The organism is Candidatus Sphingomonas colombiensis (assembly GCA_029202845.1).
In the GTDB taxonomy this organism is placed as follows: domain Bacteria; phylum Pseudomonadota; class Alphaproteobacteria; order Sphingomonadales; family Sphingomonadaceae; genus Sphingomonas; species Sphingomonas colombiensis.
Genome location: CP119315.1, coordinates 1,163,534 through 1,184,990, shown reverse-complemented (window position 1 = coordinate 1,184,990; position 21,457 = coordinate 1,163,534). Strand labels below are relative to the sequence as shown.

The following is a 21,457-nucleotide window of genomic DNA, read 5'->3' as shown; positions in this document are numbered from 1 at the left end:
GGCGTTTCTCCCCGACGAACGGTCTGCTATCGCTCTAGTCGCTCCGCGTCAGCGGCTGTCCCGGAATCGGAATCCATTCCTTCTCGTCGCCCTTCACGCGCGGAAATTCGCCCGCCATCCAGGCGCGTTTCGCTTCGTCGATCCGCTCACGGGAGGAACTGACGAAGTTCCACCACACGTGGCGCGGGGTGGCGAAGGCCGCGCCGCCGGCGAGCATCGCGCGGGCGCCGCCTGCCGAACGCAGCGTCGCCGCGATGCCGGGGCGCAGCACGTAGAGCCGTTGCAGCTCCAGCGTGACGCCTTCCAGCGTCGCATCGCCCGCGACGAGGTAGATGGCGCGTTCGTCCGCCTCGGCATCGATCGGGATCGCGCCGCCGGCGTCCAGCGCTATGTCGGCGTAGATCGTGCCGCTATAGGTCGTGGTCGGTGCGGTGGCGCCCCACAATTCACCCATTACCACGCGGGCACGGGCGCCGTGCGCGCCCAGCTCGGGCAGCGCGGTCGCCTCGATATGCTCGAACGCGGGGGCGATCTCCTCGCTGCCGTCGGGGAGCGCGAGCCATGTCTGGATGCCGGACAGCGCCGGGCCGCCGGGGCGCACATCGGCGGGGGAGCGTTCGGAATGGACGATGCCATGGCCGGCGGTCATCAGATTGACCGCGCCGGGCTCGATCCGCCGATCGTTGCCGAGCGAATCGCGATGCTCGATCGCGCCCTCGAACAGATAGGTGACGGTGGACAGCCCGATATGCGGATGCGGCCGCACGTCCATCCCGCTGCCGGGGGGCAGGTGCGCGGGGCCCATCTGGTCGAAGAACAGGAACGGCCCGACCATCGTTCGCGCCTTTTGCGGCAGCGTGCGGTGGACCTTGAAGCCGCCGAGATCGTGGCTCGTCGGCAGCAATGTCTGTTCGATCAGATCGTCAGGAATCGACACGGTCGGTACTCTCCAGCATCGCGGTAAGATCTTCGGGATAGATGGTTTCGTGCCAGTCCGCGATCTCTTCGCGCGCGAACCAGCGCCACTCAGTCATCACGCGCAGTTCAAGCGCGGTGTGGCGCGAGGAATCGACCTCCCCCCCTTCGATGTCGACGCGGAACCAGCGTTCGTCGGCGATCACCTCGACGCGCTCGATGGTGAGGAACTCCACCATGCGCTGCGCCACCTCCGGACCGGGATCGGCGTAGATGCCGGTTTCCTCGATCAGTTCGCGGCGTGCCGCGGCGGCATAGCTCTCGCCCGGATCGACCGCGCCGCCCGGCGTGCACCAGAAGGGTGGCCGCTCATCGCCGGTGTCGAAACGGAACAGCAGCGCGCGCCCGGCCGCATCGACCAGCAGGATGCGCGCGGCGGGGCGCTCGGCTCTCACGCAGGCTCGCCCGGCGCGATGGCGCGGATCGCGAGCGCATGCACCTTTTCGCGCAGCAGATCGGCGAGCGCCTGATTGACCAGCCGCTGGCGCTGGACGCGAGACTGGCCGGCGAAGGCGGCGCTTTCGACGATGACGCGAAAATGGCTTTCGCCCGATCCGTCATCGCCCATATGGCCGCGATGCTGGGCGCTTTCGTTGAGCACGTCGAGGCGCGAGGGGGTGAGCGCGGCGGTAAGCCGGGCGGTGATTTCCTGGGCAACGGGGCCGGTGGCGGTATCGGTCATCGCGCCTATATAACGGGCTTTTGCGGGAAAGGCGTGCGAAGGGTGAGTGACAGGAAAGAGCGGCCGAACGCGCGCTTTCACGGGCGGATCGCGGGGGATCGCCCCTGCGCCGCGGCGGGATGCGCCGAGCTGGGCGAATTCCGCGCGCCGCCGCTGGAAGGATCGAATGGAGAGGGGCCGCCGGCGTTCCGCTGGTTTTGCCTCGATCACGTCCGCGCGTTCAACGCGGGCTATAATTACTTCGAGGGCATGACCGTCGACGAGATTCACGCCGCGCAAAGCCCGATGGCGGGCTGGGAGCGCGAGACACGTGCCTTCGCGCACGCGGGCGCCGATCGCGGCCCGCGCTGGGCCGATTTCGCCGATCCGCTCGACGCGATCAGCGCGCGCTTCCGGCGCGAGGTCGCGCCAGAGCGCAAGGACGGCAAGCCCCTGTCCGGGCAGGACCGTGCCAGCCTGAAGGTGCTCGGGCTGGAGGCGAACGCCGATCGCCACGCGTTGCGCCAGCGCTATTCGGAGCTCGTGCGACGCTATCACCCCGATCGCAACGGCGGGGATCGCAGCCATGAAGGCACGCTGGCGAAGGTGATCGCCGCCTATCAGCAATTGCGGCAGGCGCCGGCCTTCGCGTGAAGGCGCCGGCTCACCCCTCGCGCTTCATCCGTTCCTGCCGCGCCTGTTCGCGTTCGCTGGGTTGCGCGAGCTGGAACGTGCCGATCGGCACCGCGCCCGCGGGCTCGTAGGTCGCGAGCGTCACGCCGGTGGCCGCGGCGCGATGCTCCACCAGCTTGAGCGCGAACGGCGGCGTGCCCGTGCCGAACAGCCTTTTGCCGGACCCGAGCACGACCGGGAAGGTCATCACCAGCAGCCGATCGACCAGCCCGGCGGCGAACAGCGCGGGATAGAGCGTGCTGCTGCCCTGAATCAGCAGATCGGGGCCGTCGCTGGCCTTGATCCGGGCAATCTCTTCAACGGTGCCGACGCGGTGGCTATTCTGCCAGTCGAGCGGATCGGCACCGCGCGTGACGACATATTTTGCCACGCCGTTGAACAAGGCGCCGATCGGATCGTCTGCGCCGACATAGGGCCAGTGCGCGGCGAAGATTTCCCAGGTCTTGCGCCCGAGCAGCAGGTCGAACGGCGCGCGGAACAGGCCGCCCATCGCCTGTTCCATCGCCGGATCCCAGAAGGTCGCGGTCCAGCCGCCGAGCGTGAAGCCGCCCGTCCAGTCCTCGCTGGGGCCGCCCGGCGCCTGCATCACGCCATCGAGCGACTGGAACACCCCGCCGATGATCTTACGCATTGGCGGTCTCCGCCACCCGGCGGGCGACTTCGGTGAGCTGGTCGGCGCAAATGCCCCAACCTTCGGCGAAGCCCATTTCGTCGTGCGCTTTCCGGTCGGCTGCGTTCCAGTGGTGGGCGCTGGCGCGATAGGCGGTGCGGCCGCCCGGCGCATCCGCGAGGGTGAATATCCCCACGATCCCGAACGGCTGCGCGTCCTGCGGCACCCAGTTTTTGCCCAGCATATTGGTGAAGACGATCCGTTCGCCGGGCACGACCTCCAGCAACATGCCGTCGCCGTCATGCACGTCGCCGTCCGGCGTATGCATCGCGAGCGAGAAGCGCCCGCCGGAACGCCATTCCAGCGCGACGACCTCGGTTGTCCATGGGCGCGGGCACCACCATTCGGCGATATGATCGGTCATCGCCCGCCATACGGCATCGCGCGGGGCGTCGATGACGCGTTCGATCGCCAGCTCCTCGTTGACCAGGCTCATGCGGAGACTTCCTCGCCGCGGCGCGCGCGCTCGATCGTGGCGATGTCGATCTTCGTCATCGTCATCATCGCTTCGAAGACGCGTTTCGACACGGCGGGATCGCGGTCACCCATTCCATCCATCAACGCGCGCGGGGTAATCTGCCACGAATAGCCCCAACGGTCCTTGCACCAGCCGCACTGGCTTTCGGCGCCGCCATTGGCGACGATCGCGTTCCAGTAGCGATCGGTCTCTTCCTGCGTATCGGTATAGACCTGGAAGCTGACCGCCTCGTTGGGCTTGAAGTTCGGGCCGCCGTTAAGCCCCATGAACGGCTGGCCGAGCAGCGTGAACAACACGGTGATCTCATTGCCCGCGCTGCCGCCGGGAAAGTCGGATGGCGCCTTGCTCGCCTCTTCGAAATGGCTGTCCGGGAAAGTGGCGGCGTAGAACGCCGCCGCTTTGCGCGCTTCACCATGATCGAACCACAGGCAGGTGCGCATCTTGGTCATCATCACTCTCCCGTTATTTCTTGGGGCCGACCAGCCCGACCGCGAAGCCTTCCGGATCGGTGATATTGGCGGAATAGTCGCCGCCGGGAATCTGGTCAGGCCCCTGGATCAGCGTGCCGCCGCGCGTTTTGGCATCGGCGATCGCGGCATCGATGTCGGGCACGTTTATGTACCAGTTCCACCGCGCGGGCGCGCCGCTCTTGCTGCTCGACATCATGGCGCCCGGGCGGAAACCCTCGCCTTTGCCGATGAAGGCATATTCCCCCATCTCGCCCATCGGCATCGCGCCGGCCTTCTCCCAGCCGAACAATTTGCCGTAGAAACCGAATGCGGCATCGGGATCGGGGGTGGCGAGTTCTATCCACACGGCATGGCCGAAGGCGCCGGCGGCCTGTCGAAACGCGGTAGAGGCCTCGGCGCTGCTGCCGGTCATCAGCATGAAGCCCACGCCCTGCGGATCGGCAACCGCTGCGAAGCGCCCGACATGCGGTATGTCCATCGGCCCGAAATGCAGCGCGCCACCGAGTTCCTTCACGCGCGTCGCCATCGCATCGACGTCGCCGGTGGCGAAATAGATCGTCCAGCCGTTTGCCGCGCCCATTCCCGGCGGCGGCTTCATCAGCCCGGCAACGCCCTCGCCGTCACTGGCGTTGGCGAGCCGATAGCCGCCATGTTCGGCCATTTCCGAGGCGGCGACGGTCCAGCCCGCGACGCTCGTGTAGAATTGCTGTGCCTTGTCCGGATCGGCGGTGTTCAGCTCGAACCAGATCGGGGTGCCTTCGTCGTTATGCATCGTCGGTTCCCTTCAGCTTGCCGTGTTGTCGGTATCGAGGATTGGCGTGAATCCGCCGAAAATCGCGAGCTGGCCATTCCATGGCGCGGGATTCGCGCGCAGCCGCTCATCCTGCATGAGTGCCGTCATGCCGGCGTCCCGGGTCGACTTGTCAGGCCATTCGATCCAGCCGCAGACTACCGTCTCGCCGGCCTTGGCCTGCACCGCGCGTTGGAAATCGGTGATCTTGCCGGCCGGCACGTCGGCACCCCACCCCTCGACCACGCGGGTCGCGCCCTTTTCGAGAAAGATCGCCGCCCTCCCTTGGCTGTGCTCGACGAAGTCGGCGCGCGCGCCATCCGGCACCGCGGCGACGATGCCATCGACATAGCCGATCGCGCCGCTCGGCCCGGTGGCGAATGCGAGATCATAGCCGGCGTAGATCATCCGCTGCATATCGAACGGCACAGGCCCGTCGGGCCGCGTCATCTTCTCGGCGGCCGCGTCGCACGTCGCCCTGTCGGGCCATTCGATCCACGCGAACACGATTTCTTCCCCGTCGTCGGCGGCGACGGCACGGCGAAAATCGGTGGTCTTGCCAACCATCACATTGTCGCCCCAGCATTCCACCGTGCGCAAAGCGCCATGTTCGGAGAAGCCCGGCGCGACCATCGCGGCGAAGCGGCGATAGGCGGCCTGCTCGCCCTTCTTCACCGGGATCACGAAACCTTGAAAGTACCCCATCGCTATCCTTCCCGGTTCAAGCCGCGACCGGCTGGTCAAACGTGGCGAGATGATCGGCCATCGCCTTGCGATGCGCCGGCCGCCCTTCACCGCGCGCGACATAAGCGGCGAGGCGCGGGAAGCGATCGAGCGAATCCGTGCCGCGAAGGCCGCCCAGCACGGAAACCATCATCAGGTCGCCGACCGTGAAATCGTCGCCGTCGAGCCATTGCTTGTCGCCGAGCGCATTCTCCAGGTCGGCAAGGCGCCCGTTGAGATCGCCCACCACCTTGTCGTGCCGCGTCGCGGACCACGGGCGGTCGGCCTCGAAGATGTCATTGACCGCGAGCGCCATCACGAACGGCTCGACCGAGTTGAGCGCGGCGGCAAGCCACTGGATCGCATGGGCCCGCTTGATCGGATCGGTCGGCACCAGTTTCCCGGCCGTTTCGCAGATGTGAAGCACCATCGCGCCGGATTCGAACATCTCTAGCTCGCCGTCGCGATAGGCCGGCACCTGTCCGAACGGCTGGAGGCGGCGATGCTCGGCGGACTTGGCATCGGTGATCAGCACCGCCTCATAGGGCTGGCCAACCTCCTCGCACGCCCAGCGCGGGCGGATATCGCGGACGAAGCCGCGTGCGAACTCCGGCACCCAGCCGAAGGTGATGATCTGTGGCGTGTCAGACATCTCTCTCCATCCTTATATTTGTATATTAGTGCGGTGTTTCAGCCGTGGGTCGGCGCGAGCACTTGTTCCGCTGCGGCCATGTCCATCCACATCGGCTCGAACACATGGCCGTCGAGATCCTCGAACGCGCGGGAATACATGAAGCCCATGTCCTGTTTCTCGCGTGCCTCGCGGCCGCCGGCGGCGAGCGCGGCATCGGTGATCGCATCCACGTCCGCGCGGCTGTCGCGTGACAGCGCGATCAGCGCGCCGCTCACCGCCTTGGCGTCGATGATCTGTTTGGTGGTGAAGGTGGCGTAAAACGCGTGGTCGAGCAGCATGAAGCTGATCGTGTCCGACCATTCCATCGCCGAAGCCTGTTCGTTGGAGAACATCGGGTTCTGCTTCATGCCGATCGCTTCGTAGAAGGCAGTGGCCTTCGCGACATGGGCGACGGGCAGGTTCACGAAGATCATTTTCGGCATTTGAACAAAACTCCCCTGGCGATTCGTTGCTTGCGATTTCTGCGCGCCGAAGTTACAAAAAACAACCATGAAGTTAGAAAAAGTGACTAAACGAGAGTTGGCGACGACGAAGCGGTGGTATGACGATGCCTGCGGCACCGCGCTGGCGATGGAATTGGTTGGCGAACGCTGGTCGCTGCTGATCGTGCGGGAATTGATGTTCGGCGCGCGGCGTTTCGGCGAACTCAAGGCGTCGCTTAGCGGGATCAGCGCCAATGTGCTGACCCAGCGGCTCGAGGGGTTGGAGCGCGCGCATATCCTGAAGCGTCGCAAGCTGCCGTCGCCGGCCAATGTGCAGGTCTATGAACTGACGGCATGGGGATATACGGCGGAGGAGCCGATCAAGATCCTTGGTGCGTGGGCGGCGCGCTCTCCCAATCACGATCCCACATTGCCGCTGTCGTCTGCGTCGATGATGCTCTCGCTGCGCACGATGATGGATGTGGAGCGTGCGCGCGCCATGCCGCCGATGACGCTGGGTTTCGCGTTCGGCGCCGAATCGTTCATCGCCCGGTTCGCGGACGGCGACCTGCCGATCGTGCGCGGCGAAGGCGATGTGGAGGTGCATTTCGCGACGGACGCGCGCACGATGGCGAATATCGTCTATGGCAAGCAGCCGATCGAAGAGGCGGAGGCGGAGGGCACATTGGTGTTCACCGGAAACCGCGCGGCCGCACGTGCGTTCATCGATCTCTTCGCGCTTCCCCCCAAGGCGGAGGTTGAATAACCTGTACCGCCGTGCCTAAGGCAGAGGCGTTACTTCGCGAGGCGCGCATGACTGATATTCCGAACACCCAGCCCGACAGCCGCGAGACGACGATTCTCGACGCGCCTGACAAAATGGTCAGCGTCCGCGATCTGTTCGGTATCGACAGCGACATGCAATGCCCGGCGTTCAGCGAGGCGGACGAGCGCGTGCCCGATCTCGATCCGGCCTATGTGTTCGATCCCGATACGACGCTGGCGATCGTCGCGGGCTTCGCGCACAACCGCCGCGTGATGGTGCAGGGCTATCACGGCACCGGCAAGTCGAGCCATATCGAGCAGGTCGCCGCGCGGCTGAAATGGCCGTGCATCCGCATCAACCTCGATGCGCATATCAGCCGTATCGATCTTGTCGGCCGCGACGCGATCGTGCTGCGCGACGGTCAGCAGGTCACCGAATTCCGCGAGGGGCTGTTGCCCTGGGCGCTCCAGACGCCGACCGCTTTGGTGTTCGACGAATATGATGCCGGTCGCCCCGACGTGATGTTCGTGATCCAGCGCGTGCTGGAGACGGAGGGCAAGCTGACGCTGCTCGACCAGAATCGCGTGATCCGTCCGAACCCGTGGTTCCGCCTGTTCTCCACCGCCAACACGGTGGGCCTGGGCGACACGAGCGGACTTTATCATGGCACCCAGCAGATCAACCAGGGCCAGATGGATCGCTGGAACATCGTCGTCACGCTGAACTATCTGCCGGCGGCGACCGAGGCGCAGATCGTGCTCGCCAAGTCGGGCGAATATGACAAGCCTGAGGGCAAGAAGCTCGTCGACGATATGGTCCGCGTCGCCGATCTGACGCGCAAGGGCTTCATCAACGGCGATATCTCGACCGTGATGAGCCCGCGCACCGTGATCACCTGGGCGCAGAACGCGCTGATCTTCAGCGATGTCGGTTTCGCTTTCCGCCTGTCCTTCCTCAACAAATGCGACGAGGCGGAGCGGCCGCTGGTGGCGGAATATTATCAGCGCGTATTCGGCAAGGATCTGCCCGAAAGCGTGGTGGGTCGGGCCTGACGCCCGCACCCGGTGAACAAAAAAGAAGGGGCGGCGCCGTGTGGCGTCGCCCCTTCCTTATTCGCGCTGGCTGGATCGGTCAGGCGAAACGCACGTTGCTGGTGATACGCTTGCGGCGAAGCGCGCCGCCGATGGCGCCAAAGCCCAGGATCATCAGGGCCCATGTCGCCGGCTCCGGCACGCCGCCGTTGAACGTCGCGGAGAACAGCGCGTTGCCCAAGTCGCCGAAATAGTTCCAGCTCGTGTTGCCACGCGCATCGCTGGTGTTGTTCCATACGAAATAATCGATGCCTGGCGCGCTGGTGCCGCCCGGCATCGAGGTGGTGCCGCTCGCACCGGCGACGCCGAACGCGCTTATGTAAGCGACATATTGTTGCCCGGCGACGACCGCGACATTCGGCGTGAACGTGAAGGCCTGCGCACCGGACGAGGCGACGTTGGCGCTCTGGTATAGATTTGTCGGAGAGCCATAGCCGAACGCGAAGCTCGATCCGCCGTTCCACGTGCCGACCCCGCCGAACAGCGCGCCCACGCCGCCGTTCAGGCTAAGTGTGAACGAGGAAAGCGTGCCGGTGACCGGCGCGGTGAACACCTGACCATAAGTAAGCGTGTTGGGCACGCCGAACGCTGAAATCGAGCCATCGGTCGGCGCATTGGAGATCGTCTGCGCGGTTGCGGAGCCTGCGATCAGGCCGCCTGCGGCAACGGCGGCGAGCAACATCGTTCTCATCATCGATATTCCCCTTGTTGGCGGCCGCTTCGAAATCTGGCCGAAGCGGCGATTTCATCAGTGTTTCGATCAGGTGCCGGGAGACGACCAGCAGCCTAGACGCTCATTCAGAGGGGCAGGGGTCAACAGCTTCACTGCCGACTCGTTACCTTAACAAAAGATTACCATTGCGTTCGGCGCGCGGACAATGGTCATTTCTTACCAGAAACGGTAGTTTTTCAGCCGATTGCTACGAAAATCGTTTCATCGCGGGACGTGCATGGTCGCGCTTGTGCGCGGCGGCGCGATGGCCCTAAAGCCGATGCATGGCTGATCGTTCTCCGCTCGACCGGTTCAAGGACGTGCTTGGTGGCACCGCGCGCGCGCTCGCCGACGAGCCGGAGGTCGAACTCGCCTTCACCGCCGATGCGCCGAGCCAGTCGGGCAAGCATCTCAAGGTGCCGATGCCGGCACGCGCGCTGCCGGCGGATCAGGTGGCGGAGGCACGCGGCTTCGCGGATGGTTTCGCGCTGCGGCTGAAGCATCACGATCCGGCGTTGCACCTGCGTGGCGCGCCGCATGAGGCGGTGGCGCGCGCGGTGTTCGATGCGGTGGAAACGGCGCGGATCGAGGCGCTGGGCAGCCGGGGCTACGTCGGGATTGCGGACAATCTCGCCACCGCGCTCGATGTGAAGCTCCGCGCCGATCCGATCACCCGCGCCCGCACCCGTGAAGAAGTGCCGCTGTCGACCGCGCTCGGGCTGATCGTGCGGGAGCGGCTGACCGGCCGGGAGGCGCCGGCGGTGGCGGCGCCCGGTCTCGCGCTGGTGCGGGAATGGATCGACGAGAAAGCGGGCGACGATCTCGATTCGCTGGCGCTCGCGCTCGACGACCAGCGCGCGTTCCAGAGCCTCGCGCGGAAGCTGCTGGAGGATCTCGAGCTGGTGCAGGGCGAGGAACTGCCCGAGGATACCGACGATGGCGACAGCGACGATCAGGGCGCTGACGACGAGCAGAGCGACGATGGCGAGCAGGACGACGGCGAAGGCGGTCAGGGCGAGGCGCAGCTCGAAGCGCGCGGCGAACAGCGCGACGCCGAGAATGAGGACGGCGAAGGCCAGGAAATGGGCGATGACGTCCAGGACATGGACGGCGAGCCGGGCGACGACGGTGAGGAGGGGATGCAGCCGGTGCGCCCCAATCGGCCGTTCGCCGATCTCTCCCCGCAATTCGACTATCGCGTCTGGACGACCGATTTCGACGAAGTGATCGCGGCGACCGATCTGTGCGACGCGGACGAGCTGGTGCGGTTGCGCGCCTATCTCGATCAGCAGCTCGTCCATCTGCAATCGGTGGTGTCGAAGCTTGCCAACCGCCTCCAGCGCCGGCTGATGGCCCAGCAATCGCGCTCCTGGGATTTCGATCAGGAGGAAGGGCTGCTCGATGCCGCGCGGCTCGCGCGCGTCGTGGTCAGCCCGGACATGTCGTTGTCGTACAAGATCGAGCGCGACACCGAATTCCGCGATACCGTGGTCACGTTGCTGATCGACAATTCCGGCTCGATGCGCGGGCGGCCGATCTCGATCGCGGCGATCTCCGCCGATATCCTGGCGCGCACGCTCGAACGGTGCGGGGTGAAAACCGAGATTCTCGGCTTCACCACCCGTGCGTGGAAAGGCGGCCAGAGCCGGGAGACCTGGCTCGCCGCGGGCCGTCCGCCGCAGCCGGGGCGGCTCAACGATATCCGTCACATCGTCTATAAAAAGGCCGACGAGCCGTGGCGCCGCGCACGCACCTCGCTCGGGCTGATGATGCGCGAGGGGCTGCTCAAGGAGAATATCGACGGCGAGGCGCTGATGTGGGCGCACGCGCGGCTTGTCGCGCGGCCGGAGGAGCGCCGCATCCTGATGGTGATCTCGGATGGCGCGCCGGTCGATGATTCCACCCTCAGCGTCAATTCCGGTTCCTATCTGGAGCGGCATCTGCGGCAGGTGATCGACTGGATCGAGAAGCGCTCGCCGGTGGAGCTGGTCGCGATCGGCATCGGGCATGACGTGACGCGCTATTACAGCCGCGCGGTGACGATCATGGATGTCGACCAGCTTGGCGGCACGATCATCGAGCAACTCGCCGCGCTATTCGATACGCCGTGATCAGCGCGCCCGCCGACGGGTTTGCCGGGCCGGTAAAGCGCTCGATCACGATCGCCGGGCATCAGACCTCGGTAAGCCTCGAACCGTTGTTCTGGCGCGCGCTGGAAGCGGCGGCTGTGGCGCGCGCATTGCCGTTGAGCGCGCTGGTGGCGGAAATCGATGCGCTGCGTATCGCCGCGCCCGATCCACCCAATCTGGCGAGCGCGTTGCGCACATGGTTGTTCGTTACATTATGCGACAAAGATGAGAATCTTTCTCAATAGCATTGACTATGAGAACCACTCTCAATAGCGAACGCCCCGGAAGGGGAATCCCGTGTCGAATAAATCCGTATCGTTTCTGGCGCTGTCGTGCGTCGGGTTCATTGCCAGCGCGCCCGCCGGTGCGAACGTCCCTCGCGAACGTTGACGCTCCCGATGGGGATAGCGATGTTTTCCAGCATTCCGATGTGGTCGTTAACGGCGAGCGTGATCGTCGCGACGCCAACCCGAAATTCATCGCACCGCCGGTCGATACCCCGCGCTCGATCGTGGTGCTGCCGGCCGAAACGATCGAGCAGACCGGCTCCGCCACGCTGGCCGACGCGTTGCGCACGGTGCCCGGCATCACCTTCGGCGCGGCCGAGGGTGGCAATCCGGTCGGCGATCGCCCGTTCATCCGTGGCTTCGACAGCCAGGGCTCGACCTATGTCGATGGCGTGCGCGATTTCGCGGCGCAGAGCCGTGAAGTGTTCGCGGTCGATTCGATCCAGATCATCCGCGGGTCGGACACCACGCTCGGCGGGCGCGGCAATGCCGGTGGCACGATCAACATCATTTCCAAGGCGCCGCAGAAGGATAGCTTCGTGCGCGCCACGGGGAGCTATGGCACCGCCGATTACAAGCGCGTCACGGCGGATGTGAACCAGCGCATCTCCGATCAGATCGCGGTGCGGGTCGAGGGCATGTACCACGATCAGGACGTCGCCGGGCGGGATGCGATCTGGCAGCGCCGCTGGGGCGTCGCGCCATCGATCACGATAGGCGTGGATGCGCCGACGCGGCTGACCATCGGCTATTACCATATGGAAAGCACGGAGTTGCCGGATGCCGGCATCCCGTATCTCTATACGATCAACAATTCGCCGAAGACGGGGTATGTCCTGTCCGAGCCGGCGATCGGGAAGTTCACCACCGCCAATGGCCAGGCCGGCTATGTCGATCGCTCGACCTTCTACGGGCTGAAGGATCGCGATTTCCGCGACACCTCGATCGATCAGGCGACGATCCGCGCGGAGCATGATTTCGGCGGCATCACGCTGCGCAACACCTCGCGCTTCACGCATAACGATCAGTCGTACATCTATACCCAGCCGGACGATTCGCAGGGCAATGTCTATAACACCGGGCAGGTGTGGCGCCGCGCCAACACCCGCTATGGCTATGCGGATTCGATCGTCAATCAGACCGATCTGTTCGGCAAATTCAACACCGGCGGGATCAAGCACAGCTTCGCCGTCGGGGCCGAGCTGGCGTGGGAGAAGGCGCGGCGCGGTACCTTTGTGACGCGTGGCTATGTCAACGCATCGGGCACCGAACTGCTCTCGACCGGCTCGACCATCTCGCCGCGCTGCACGCCGACCGCAGTGTCGCGCTATTATTGCACCAGTGCGTTCACCCCCAATTCGAACGATCCATGGGTCAATTACGCGACCGACACGTCAACCACGCCAGCGGCGATCTCGCGCAACCTGCCGATCGCGGAAACGCAGAACGATGCCAACACGATCGGCATCTATGGCTTCGATTCGATCCAGCTCGCCGAGCCGCTGATCCTGAATGTCGGGCTGCGTTATGATCGGTTCCACTCGCGGGTCCGCCCGGGCCAGCCGATCACCGCGTCGCAGGTGATCGAGTTCGAGCGCACCGACGAATTGTTCAACTGGCAGGCCGGCCTCGTGCTGAAGCCGACCAAGAACACCAGCATCTACGCCAGCTACGCCACCGCCGCGACGCCGCCGAACAGCCTGTTGGGCGAAGGTTCGGAGGGCAATGCGTTGCCCACGACGATCGCGACCGCGAACGTGCTGGACGCGCTGAAGCCGGAAAAGACCAAATCCTATGAGATCGGCGCGAAGGCCGATGTGCTCGGTGGGCGGCTCAGCCTCGCCGTGGCCGCGTTCCAGACCGACACGGACAATGCCCGCGTCACCGGGGAGGACAATAGCGTCCAGTTCATCGGCAAGCGCCGCATTCGCGGCGTCGAGCTGAGCGTCAACGGCACGATCCTGCCGGGCTGGACGATCTTCGGCGGCTATACCCATCTCGATCCGAAGATCGTCGATGGCGGCTTCTCCGCGCTGACTGTCGCGGCGAATGGCGCGGCGAAGGCGACGACGCTGCTCGTGCCGTCGGTCAACAACGGACGGCAGGCGCCGCAAACGGCGCGCGACAGCGTTTCGCTATGGACCAATGTCACGCTGTTCAAGCGGTTGCAGGTCGGCGGCGGCGCATTCTACATGAGCCGTGTGTTCGGTGGCTACAGCGACAACCGCAAGGCGGCGCAGGACGCGAATGGCGTGATCACGCTGACGCCCGCCACCACGGTGATCGCGCGCTCGGTGCCGGGCTATACCCGCTTCGACGCGCGGGTTGGTTTCGACATCACCGAAAAGGTCAATTTAAGCGTCAACGTGCAGAACCTGACCGACAAGACCTATTTCAGCCAGGCCTATGCCTCGCATTATGCGACGATCGCGCCGGGTCGGTCGGCATTCGCCACGCTCGCGGTGCGTTACTGACGGATGGGTGACGCGGCTGATCTGTCGCGTGAGGAAATCGCCGCGCGCCTCTCCGGTTCGCCGGAGGAGCGCGCGGCGTTTCTGCATGAGCTGGCCGATGCGGGTGTGGCGGAGGCGCAGGCGTTGCTTGGGCAGTTGCTGCTCGATGGAAATGGCGTGGCGCAGGACGCGCGCGCTGCTTTCCGTCGCTTCGAGCAAGCGGCTCGGCAGCATCATGTGATGGCGCTCAACATGGTCGGGCGTTGTTACGATCTCGGCTGGGGCGTCGCGGTCGACAAGGCGCGTGCCGCCGAGTGTTTCCGCATCGCTGCCACGCGCGGGCTCCCGGAGGCGCAATATAATTTTGCCACCGCGCTGACGCTGGGTGAGGGCGTCGCGGAGGATAAAGTGGCGGCGCTCGCGCTGTTCGAGCAAGCCGCCGCGACCGGCTATGCCAAGGCGATCAACCATGTCGGCAGCTTCGCCGAGGATGGCTGGGGCGGCCCGCGCGACATGGCGAAGGCGGCGGATTGCTACGCCCGTGCCGCGGAGGGCGGCGATTTTCGCGGTTGCTTCAATCATGCGCGGATGCTGGGTGCGGATGGGGCGGTGGAGCAGGCGTTGCCATGGCTGCGCCGCGCGGGCGAGCTTGGCAACGCACGCTTCGTCGCCAAGGCGCTGGCATGGCTGGAGGCGAGCGACGTGCCGGGGTTCGCCGATCGTGGCGTTGCGGCGCTGAAGGAAGGTGCAGGATGCTGATCGCGATTCCCGATGTGCTGGATGCGGACGGCGTGGCGCGGTTGCGCGCGCTGATCGACGCGGCCGAATGGGCCGACGGCAATGCGACGTCCGGCCCGCAATCCGCGCTCGCCAAGCGTAACCAGCAATTGCCGGAGGATAGCGCCGCCGCGCGTGAGGCGGGCAATATGGTGCTCGATGCGCTCGGCCGGTCGTCGCTGTTTGTCGCCGCCGCGCTGCCGCTCAAGGTGTTTCCGCCGTTGTTCAATCGCTATCAGGGCGGCGAAGCATTCGGAATGCATGTCGATAACGCGGTGCGCATCAAGCGCGGCAGCGATTTCCGCATCCGCAGCGATCTGTCCGCGACCTTGTTCCTCGCCGATCCCGACAGTTATGACGGCGGGGAATTGGTGATCGAGGGGCAGTTCGGCACGCAGAATGTGAAGCTGCCGGCCGGTCATCTGGTGCTCTATCCCGCCTCCAGCCTGCATCGTGTCACGCCGGTGACGCGCGGCGCGCGGGTCGCATCGTTCTTCTGGATTCAGTCGATGGTGCGCGATGAAGGGGCGCGGCGCATCCTGTTCGAACTCGATCAGTCGGCGCAGGTGATGGGGCAGGATCGCGGGCAGGATGATGCGGCGGTGATCCGGCTCACCGGCGTCTATCACAATCTGCTGCGACGCTGGGCGGACGCATAAGGGTGTGATCCGGCGCTGGGTAGCGCCGGGCGACCACGACTCGGCGCATTGCTACGCCTGCTGAATATATTCCCGCATCGCCGCGGCATCCGCCTCGATTTTCTCGATGCGATATTTCACCAGATCGCCGATCGAGACGATTCCGATGATGCGCCCGTCTTCCACCACCGGCAGATGGCGGATGCGCCGCCGCGTCATCAGCGAGAGCGCCGCGAGCACCGGCTCCGCCGGGGTTACCGTCAGCGCGGGCGTGGTCATGGTTTCGGCCACGGGGCGCTGGAGGGTGGAGGTATCGCCAGCGATCAGCCCGTGGATCACATCGCGTTCGGAAAACACCCCAACCACCTTGCCGCCGTCGATCACCGGGACTGCGCCGATGCGATGCTGTGCCAGCAATGCGATCGCCTCCATCACCGTCTGCGTGGGGCTGACGTAGATCACGTCCCGTCCCTTGTTGCCGAGGATCGCCGCGATCGTCATGGTCCGTCTCCTGCCATGTGGGGTGGTAGCGTCTCACTTTTCCGGGCTAATGGCAAAGGATGAACGAACAACGATCCGGTCTGGATAACCCCGATTACGCGCGCTTCGCGTGGAGCCGCTTTCGCCGCATCCTGGCCTGGGTGGGTTTTGTCGGGGTGATCGCCGCGCTCGTCTCTGTATGGGCGCTGGGCCGCATCTATGGGCCGCTCGGCTGGGTCGCCACGCTGGCGACGATCGGCGGCGTCATCGGGACGGTGCTGATGGCCGGCGCGCTGATGGGGCTGACTTTCCTCAGCTCGGGCACCGGGCATGACGAGAGCGTCGACGATCTCGACAACGATCTGAAATAACCCCGCGACGGGCTCTGATCTGGATGTGAAAAAGGGCCGGCCTCCCGTGGGAAGCCGGCCCTTTCGCATTCTATCGCGGTAACGCGCCGGATCAGCCGGCGCTCGCCTCCGCATCGGTGGTGCGGCGACGGCGGGTGCGCGGCTTGGGCGCCTCTGCCGGCTCACCTTCGCTCGCGATCACGCCTTCGACCGGCACGATGCCGAGCGATGGAGGCAGGCGCTCCGCATCCATCACTTCCGCGGCTTCGGTTTCGACCGCTACGCGACGCGGGCGGCCACGGCGGGGACGTGGCGCTTCGGCGGCCGCCGTCTCGGGCGCGGGCTCGGCGGAGACATCCACGGCCGCGACCGGGGCGGGCGATGCCTCATCCGAGCGATCGGCTTCGGCGTAGCGCGGGGCTTCGTCGCGGCGGTTGAAGTTGCGTTCACGCGCGTTGCGATCGCCGCGCTCTTCACGGCCGCCACGTTCTTCCCGGCGACCATCATCACGACGGCCATCGTCGCCGCGCTGCTGCTGGCGCTGCTGCTGTTGATATTGCTGGGGCTGCTCTTCGGCACGGAGCATCTCGCCCTCGTCGCCGAAATCCTCGTCATTGTCGAAATCGTCGCGATTGCGGCGATCGCGGTTCTGACCCTGATCTTCGAAGCGACCGCGCTGATCGGCGAGAACGCGGAAATAGTGATCCGCGAATTGCAGATAATATTCGGTGTTCACCCGATCGCCCGAAAGCTGCGCGTCGCGCGCCATGTTCCGGTATTTCTCAAGCAACTGGGCGGCATTGCCACGCGCGCGGCTGTCAATACGGTTGCCGCTATCGCGCTGCCCCTGGCCACCACCACCACCACCGGGCGAACGCTGGCCACCACCGCGACCGCGACGACGGCCACCTTGACGATTGTTGATCAAATTACTGTCCTCGTCCTCGAACCCAAATCGGCCCTATCCCCGAACGCATCCATCCTGGACTTCACGGTGCAGCTTCCCCCGGCCCACAGCTGCGCGAATCGTTCGCGGGCTTGGGCCTGCCATGGCCACCGGACTACAGCGGCTTATGACGAAGGGTAGGCAACTTGCCCGATTTCAACCGCTTGAGCTGATCTGGCGTGCCCCTATCGGCGTCTTAGCCGCTGAGCGGGCGTTCTCAAAGCGAAATGTTGGTCTTTCGCCCTCTCGTTTCAAGGCGTGACAACGAGGCAACGCTGATGTCCGGCCAAATCCTGGCGCAGCGCGACCGCGAATCCGGCCGCGCGGAACAAGGCGGCGGCGCTATCGCCCTGATCGAATCCGATCTCGATACAGGCGACGCCGCCCGGCGCGATCTGGGGGCGAAGCAACGGGGCGAGGCGGCGATAATCGTCGAGCCCATCCGTTCCGGCGAACAGCGCGGAGGCGGGCTCATATTCGGCCACCTCCGGCGGAAGGGCCGCATCTGTCGCGATATAGGGCGGGTTGCACAGGATCAGGTCGAACGCTTCGCCGATGCCCTCCCAGCCGCCTTCCGCGATGATCGCGCGCCCGGGCGCAAGGCGCGCGGCATTGTCGCGGGCGATGGCTAGCGCATCCGGCGATGCATCCAGCCCGACCCCGGTTGCCTGCGGCCATTGATCGAGCGCGGCGAGCAGCAGCGCGCCCGATCCGGTGCCGAGATCCAGAACGCGCTTCGGCCCGGCGGTCCCCGCGAAATGATCGACCGCCGCCTCGATCAACGTCTCGCTATCCGCGCGCGGGATCAGCACGCCGGGCGCGACCGTAAGGTCGATCGTCCAAAAGGCGCGGGTGCCGGTGATATAGGCGACCGGCTCATGCGCGGCGCGGCGCTCGACCAGTTCGGCGAAGGGTGGGGGGGCGCCATGATCGCCGAGCGTCAGCAGCAGGCGCTCCCGCGTGATGCCCAGCGCATGGGCGAGCAGCAGCTCCGCATCGAGGCGCGGCGTGGCGGAAAAGGCGAAGCGCGCGGCGGCTTCGGCCAGTGCGGTGCGCGCGTCGGCCGGGCTCATCGATGCTGCCGGCCGCGCTTGGCCGAGTCCTGCCGCGACGCGCGACAAGCCGGCCTATGCGGCATTCAGCGCCGCCAGCCGCTCCGCCTCATCCTCGGCGATCAGCGCGCCGATCAGCTCGCCCATTTCCCCGGTGAGGATTTCCGGCAGCCGGTGAAGCGTCAGGTTGATGCGGTGATCGGTGACGCGGCCTTGCGGGAAATTATAGGTCCGGATGCGCTCCGAGCGGTCCCCGGAACCCACCATCGACTTGCGCGCGCCGGCGCGCTCCGCATGGAGCCGTTCGCGCTCCAGCTCGTAGAGCCGCGTGCGCAATACCTTGAGCGCCTTGGCCTTGTTCTTGTGCTGCGACTTTTCGTCCTGCTGGATCACGGTGAGCCCGGTCGGGATATGGACGATGCGTACCGCCGAATCGGTCGTGTTGACCGATTGGCCGCCCGGGCCGGACGAGCGATAGATGTCGATGCGCAGATCCTTGTCGTCGATCTGCACGTCGACCTCCTCCGCCTCGGGCAACACCGCGACGGTGGCGGCGGAGGTGTGGATGCGCCCGCCGCTTTCGGTGACGGGCACGCGCTGGACGCGGTGAACGCCGCTTTCGAACTTGAGCTTCGCGAACACGCCCTGTCCGGTGACCGACGCGACCACTTCCTTGAACCCGCCGACCTCGCTTTCGGAGGAGGAGATCAGTTCGACCCGCCAGCCCTGGGTTTCGGCATAGCGCTGATACATGCGGAACAGGTCGCCTGCGAACAACGCCGCCTCGTCGCCGCCGGTGCCGGCGCGCACTTCGAGCATCGCGGAGCGTTCGTCGGCGGCGTCGCGCGGCAGCAGCGCCAGCGCGAGTTTGCGGTCGGCCGCTTCCAGCGCGGCCTTGTTCTCGCGCAATTCTTCCTCGGCCATCGCGCGCAACTCGGCGTCGGCGTCCTCGGTCATGAACGACAGGCTCTCGGCCTCCTGCCGCAGCCGCCGCACTTCGGCTGCCGCCACCGCGACCGGCTCAAGCTCCGCATATTCCTTCGATACAGCCACGAAGCGCTCGCCTGACAGGTCGCCGGTCGCCATCAGCGCGGCGAGTTCGTCCCGCCGCGCCTCGATCTGGCGGATACGATCGAGCGAAATCGCGATCATGCGTTGGCGCCGGTCCGCTGTTCGAAGATCGCGCGTGCCTTCGCGGCATCGGCGAACGCCTCGTCGAGCAGCCGGAAGCTGTGCGACTGCGCGCCATCGCGCACATCGAGCGAGACGATCGCCGCGGGCTTGCGTTCCATCGCCTTGCTGAAGCGCTTGCGCGGGCTGCCGGTGACGAACAGCTCGGTCGCGAGACCACCCTGCCGCAGCGCGCCGGTGAGCGCCACCGCATCGGTCTCGCGATCGCGGTTCTCGGCGACGACCACAACGTCCGGCCGCTCCGCCGCCGGCTCGTCGATCAGCATCGCCAGCCGCTCGACGCCGGCCGCCCAGCCCACACCCGCCGTCGCCGGGCCGCCGAGGCTTTCGACCAGCCCGTCATAGCGGCCGCCGGCCAGCACCGTGCCCTGCGCGCCGAGCCGATCCGTGACGAACTCGAACGCGGTGTGGCGGTAATAATCCAGCCCGCGCACCAGCCGCGAATTGCGCGTCCACGCCACGCCTGCCGCGTCGAGGCCCTTGATCACATTCTCGAAGAACGCGCCCGCCTCGGCGGTCATGAAATCGTCGATGCCGGGCGCGGCGTCGGCGATCGGGCGGTCGCGCGGGTCCTTGCTGTCGAGGATGCGCAGCGGGTTCTTGTCGAGCCGCGTCACGCTGTCTTCGGAAAGCTCGCCGCGGTGCTGCTCGAAATGCGCCACGAGCGCATCGCGCCACGCATCGCGCGTCGCGGCGTCGCCAAGCGTGTTGAGTTGTAGCGTCACGCCATCGGCGATGCCGAGTTCATGGAGCAACTGATCCGCGAGGCACAGCAATTCCACGTCGGCGGAGGGTTCGGGCGCGCCGAGAATCTCCGCGTCGATCTGGTGGAACTGGCGATAGCGCCCCTTTTGCGGGCGCTCGTAACGGAACACCGCGCCCGACGTGGCGAGCTTGAGCGGCGCGAATTGCTGCCACCCCTCGGTGATATAGGCGCGCGCGATGCCGGCGGTGAATTCCGGGCGCAGCGTCAGCGAATCCCCGCCCTTGTCGGGGAAAGTGTACATCTCTTTTGAAACGACATCGGTGGTCTCGCCGATCGAGCGCGCGAACACCTGCGTATCCTCGAACACCGGCACTTCGGCGCGGCCGAAGCAATAGAGCCGGCGGACGCGATCGAACGTGTCGAGCACGGTTGCGAAACGGCGCTGTTCGGCGCCGAAGATGTCCTGCGTGCCGCGGACGCGATTTGGGGTTTGAATACGAGCCATGATGAAGCGCGGCTATCTATGCGAGGACGCGCGCCGACGCTAGGGTTTGCCGACCGATCAGGGCAGGTGCTTGATGACGCGGCAAAATCACGGATGGCAGATCGGCCGACGCATCGCGCCGCCGCGTTTCATCGCGTTCATGGCGATCATGGCGGCGGTGTGGATCGGCGTCGGGATGGTGAAAGGCTTCGCCTGGGGCCGCGCCATGATGATCGGGTTCGATGCCGGCGCGCTGTTCTTTCTCGTCTCGCTATGGCCGCTGTTCAACGATGATACCGGCGAGGTGCGGGCGCGGGCCAAGGCGAACGACACCAATCGCGCCGGGCTGCTCGCGATCACCGCGCTGGTGACGATCGTTATTCTGGTGGTGGTGGCGAACGAGCTGATGGCTCAGCCGTCGGGTCGCGCGATCGTGCTGGTCGTCGCGACGCTGGTGCTGGCGTGGCTGTTCTCCAATGTCGTCTATGCGCTGCATTACGCGCACCTGTTCTACAGCGAGCAGGAGGGAAAAGACGCGGGTGGGATCGATTTTCCGGGCGAGGATGAGCCGCATTATTGGGACTTCATCTATTTCAGCTTCACGCTGGGGATGACGTTCCAGACCTCGGATGTGAACATCAAGTCGCGGCGGATCAGGCGCGTGGTGATCGGTCAGTGCCTCGCCGCGTTCGTGTTCAATATCGGCGTGCTCGCTTTCACCATCAATGTGTTGGGCAGCGCCGGCGGGCATTGAGCGGCTGGACGCGGGTGTGTGCGGGCGGCTAGCGTGGTCGTTTCATGCGTCTTGCAGAGTTTACT

Annotated in this window: 26 protein-coding genes and 1 pseudogene; 10 read left to right on the top strand and 17 right to left on the bottom strand. The window is 65.7% G+C overall.

The features are described 5' to 3' along the window. Nucleotides 1-34 precede the first annotated feature (34 nt). From P0Y64_05585 to P0Y64_05575, 3 genes are read right to left on the bottom strand one after another with little or no spacing between them, the layout of a single operon-like run. Nucleotides 35-931, bottom strand: coding sequence for a pirin family protein (locus P0Y64_05585; GenBank protein ID WEK44979.1), 897 nt, complete (start codon nt 929-931; stop codon nt 35-37). After that, the gene (locus P0Y64_05580; protein ID WEK44281.1) at nt 924-1,370 is read right to left on the bottom strand and encodes an NUDIX domain-containing protein; all 447 of its coding nucleotides are present in this window, start codon (nt 1,368-1,370) and stop codon (nt 924-926) included. The genes P0Y64_05585 and P0Y64_05580 overlap by 8 nt, the downstream gene beginning before the upstream one ends. Continuing rightward, entirely contained in the window at nt 1,367-1,657 is a 291-nt protein-coding gene (locus P0Y64_05575; GenBank protein WEK44280.1) for a BolA family transcriptional regulator, read from the bottom strand. The genes P0Y64_05580 and P0Y64_05575 overlap by 4 nt, the downstream gene beginning before the upstream one ends. Nucleotides 1,658-1,690: 33 nt before the next feature. Between P0Y64_05575 and P0Y64_05570 the strand changes: the two genes are divergently transcribed. After that, nucleotides 1,691-2,290: a J domain-containing protein gene (locus tag P0Y64_05570; GenBank protein WEK44279.1), complete on the top strand. Its 600-nt coding sequence runs from the start codon at nt 1,691-1,693 to the stop codon at nt 2,288-2,290. A 10-nt stretch (nt 2,291-2,300) separates the two neighbouring features. On the opposite strand, the gene P0Y64_05565 is transcribed toward P0Y64_05570, so the two are convergent. The 8 genes and pseudogenes from P0Y64_05565 to P0Y64_05530 form a co-directional block, all read right to left on the bottom strand. Further along, a complete protein-coding gene (locus P0Y64_05565) occupies nt 2,301-2,960 on the bottom strand; it encodes a dihydrofolate reductase family protein (GenBank protein ID WEK44278.1) in 660 nt (219 codons plus the stop codon). Then, a complete protein-coding gene (locus P0Y64_05560; GenBank protein WEK44277.1) occupies nt 2,953-3,435 on the bottom strand; it encodes an SRPBCC family protein in 483 nt (160 codons plus the stop codon). The genes P0Y64_05565 and P0Y64_05560 overlap by 8 nt, the downstream gene beginning before the upstream one ends. Further along, nucleotides 3,432-3,929 carry a VOC family protein gene (locus tag P0Y64_05555; protein ID WEK44276.1) on the bottom strand — a complete coding sequence of 166 codons (498 nt, stop codon included), beginning with the start codon at nt 3,927-3,929 and terminating at the stop codon, nt 3,432-3,434. Before P0Y64_05555 ends, P0Y64_05560 begins: the two co-directional genes overlap by 4 nt. A 10-nt stretch (nt 3,930-3,939) precedes the next feature. Continuing rightward, entirely contained in the window at nt 3,940-4,719 is a 780-nt protein-coding gene (locus P0Y64_05550; GenBank protein ID WEK44275.1) for a VOC family protein, read from the bottom strand. A gap of 12 nt (nt 4,720-4,731) precedes the next feature. Beyond that, nucleotides 4,732-5,145: a DUF1428 domain-containing protein gene (locus P0Y64_05545; protein ID WEK44978.1), complete on the bottom strand. Its 414-nt coding sequence runs from the start codon at nt 5,143-5,145 to the stop codon at nt 4,732-4,734. Beyond that, a pseudogene (locus P0Y64_05540) lies at nt 5,122-5,442 on the bottom strand (DUF1428 domain-containing protein). The gene P0Y64_05545 and the pseudogene P0Y64_05540 overlap by 24 nt, the downstream one beginning before the upstream one ends. A gap of 16 nt (nt 5,443-5,458) precedes the next feature. Beyond that, a complete protein-coding gene (locus P0Y64_05535; protein WEK44274.1) occupies nt 5,459-6,112 on the bottom strand; it encodes a glutathione S-transferase family protein in 654 nt (217 codons plus the stop codon). Between the two features lie 38 nt (nt 6,113-6,150). Beyond that, nucleotides 6,151-6,576 carry a lactoylglutathione lyase gene (locus P0Y64_05530; GenBank protein WEK44273.1) on the bottom strand — a complete coding sequence of 142 codons (426 nt, stop codon included), beginning with the start codon at nt 6,574-6,576 and terminating at the stop codon, nt 6,151-6,153. An 82-nt stretch (nt 6,577-6,658) separates the two neighbouring features. Here P0Y64_05530 and P0Y64_05525 point away from each other — a divergent pair, with 82 nt between their 5' ends. Both P0Y64_05525 and cobS read left to right on the top strand, forming a co-directional pair. Beyond that, on the top strand, nt 6,659-7,342 hold the full coding sequence (locus P0Y64_05525) for a helix-turn-helix domain-containing protein (GenBank protein WEK44272.1): 684 nt from the start codon (nt 6,659-6,661) through the stop codon (nt 7,340-7,342). Nucleotides 7,343-7,389: 47 nt separating this feature from the next. Further along, on the top strand, nt 7,390-8,394 hold the full coding sequence (gene cobS, locus P0Y64_05520) for a cobaltochelatase subunit CobS (protein ID WEK44271.1): 1,005 nt from the start codon (nt 7,390-7,392) through the stop codon (nt 8,392-8,394). Nucleotides 8,395-8,473: 79 nt separating this feature from the next. Here the strand turns inward: cobS and P0Y64_05515 are convergent, their stop codons facing one another. After that, entirely contained in the window at nt 8,474-9,127 is a 654-nt protein-coding gene (locus tag P0Y64_05515; GenBank protein WEK44270.1) for a PEPxxWA-CTERM sorting domain-containing protein, read from the bottom strand. 302 nt (nt 9,128-9,429) lie between these two features. On the opposite strand from P0Y64_05515, the gene cobT reads away from it, so the two are divergent. From cobT to P0Y64_05490, 5 genes are all read left to right on the top strand, one after another. After that, nucleotides 9,430-11,256, top strand: a complete 1,827-nt coding sequence (gene cobT, locus P0Y64_05510) for a cobaltochelatase subunit CobT (protein WEK44269.1) — start codon at nt 9,430-9,432, stop codon at nt 11,254-11,256. Further along, nucleotides 11,253-11,519 (top strand): ribbon-helix-helix domain-containing protein, encoded by a 267-nt coding sequence (locus tag P0Y64_05505; protein ID WEK44268.1) that lies wholly within the window; start codon nt 11,253-11,255, stop codon nt 11,517-11,519. The genes cobT and P0Y64_05505 overlap by 4 nt, the downstream gene beginning before the upstream one ends. 119 nt (nt 11,520-11,638) lie before the next feature. Then, the gene (locus P0Y64_05500) at nt 11,639-14,035 is read left to right on the top strand and encodes a TonB-dependent receptor (GenBank protein ID WEK44267.1); all 2,397 of its coding nucleotides are present in this window, start codon (nt 11,639-11,641) and stop codon (nt 14,033-14,035) included. Between the two features lie 3 nt (nt 14,036-14,038). Beyond that, complete coding sequence (locus P0Y64_05495; protein WEK44266.1) at nt 14,039-14,773, top strand: tetratricopeptide repeat protein; 735 nt, start codon at nt 14,039-14,041, stop codon at nt 14,771-14,773. Continuing rightward, complete coding sequence (locus P0Y64_05490) at nt 14,767-15,450, top strand: Fe2+-dependent dioxygenase (protein WEK44265.1); 684 nt, start codon at nt 14,767-14,769, stop codon at nt 15,448-15,450. The genes P0Y64_05495 and P0Y64_05490 overlap by 7 nt, the downstream gene beginning before the upstream one ends. Before the next feature lie 51 nt (nt 15,451-15,501). On the opposite strand, the gene P0Y64_05485 is transcribed toward P0Y64_05490, so the two are convergent. Further along, a complete protein-coding gene (locus tag P0Y64_05485) occupies nt 15,502-15,930 on the bottom strand; it encodes a CBS domain-containing protein (protein WEK44264.1) in 429 nt (142 codons plus the stop codon). A gap of 59 nt (nt 15,931-15,989) precedes the next feature. On the opposite strand from P0Y64_05485, the gene P0Y64_05480 reads away from it, so the two are divergent. Further along, nucleotides 15,990-16,280 (top strand): hypothetical protein, encoded by a 291-nt coding sequence (locus tag P0Y64_05480; GenBank protein ID WEK44263.1) that lies wholly within the window; start codon nt 15,990-15,992, stop codon nt 16,278-16,280. Between the two features lie 91 nt (nt 16,281-16,371). On the opposite strand, the gene P0Y64_05475 is transcribed toward P0Y64_05480, so the two are convergent. The 4 genes from P0Y64_05475 to hisS form a co-directional block, all read right to left on the bottom strand. Then, nucleotides 16,372-17,187, bottom strand: coding sequence for a DUF4167 domain-containing protein (locus tag P0Y64_05475; GenBank protein ID WEK44262.1), 816 nt, complete (start codon nt 17,185-17,187; stop codon nt 16,372-16,374). A gap of 269 nt (nt 17,188-17,456) precedes the next feature. Next, a complete protein-coding gene (gene prmC, locus P0Y64_05470; GenBank protein WEK44261.1) occupies nt 17,457-18,278 on the bottom strand; it encodes a peptide chain release factor N(5)-glutamine methyltransferase in 822 nt (273 codons plus the stop codon). A gap of 54 nt (nt 18,279-18,332) precedes the next feature. Beyond that, nucleotides 18,333-19,409 carry a peptide chain release factor 1 gene (gene prfA / locus P0Y64_05465; protein WEK44260.1) on the bottom strand — a complete coding sequence of 359 codons (1,077 nt, stop codon included), beginning with the start codon at nt 19,407-19,409 and terminating at the stop codon, nt 18,333-18,335. Beyond that, nucleotides 19,406-20,659: a histidine--tRNA ligase gene (gene hisS, locus P0Y64_05460; protein WEK44259.1), complete on the bottom strand. Its 1,254-nt coding sequence runs from the start codon at nt 20,657-20,659 to the stop codon at nt 19,406-19,408. The genes prfA and hisS overlap by 4 nt, the downstream gene beginning before the upstream one ends. A gap of 73 nt (nt 20,660-20,732) precedes the next feature. Between hisS and P0Y64_05455 the strand changes: the two genes are divergently transcribed. Continuing rightward, nucleotides 20,733-21,392 carry a DUF1345 domain-containing protein gene (locus P0Y64_05455; protein WEK44258.1) on the top strand — a complete coding sequence of 220 codons (660 nt, stop codon included), beginning with the start codon at nt 20,733-20,735 and terminating at the stop codon, nt 21,390-21,392. The last annotated feature ends 65 nt before the right edge of the window (nt 21,393-21,457 follow it).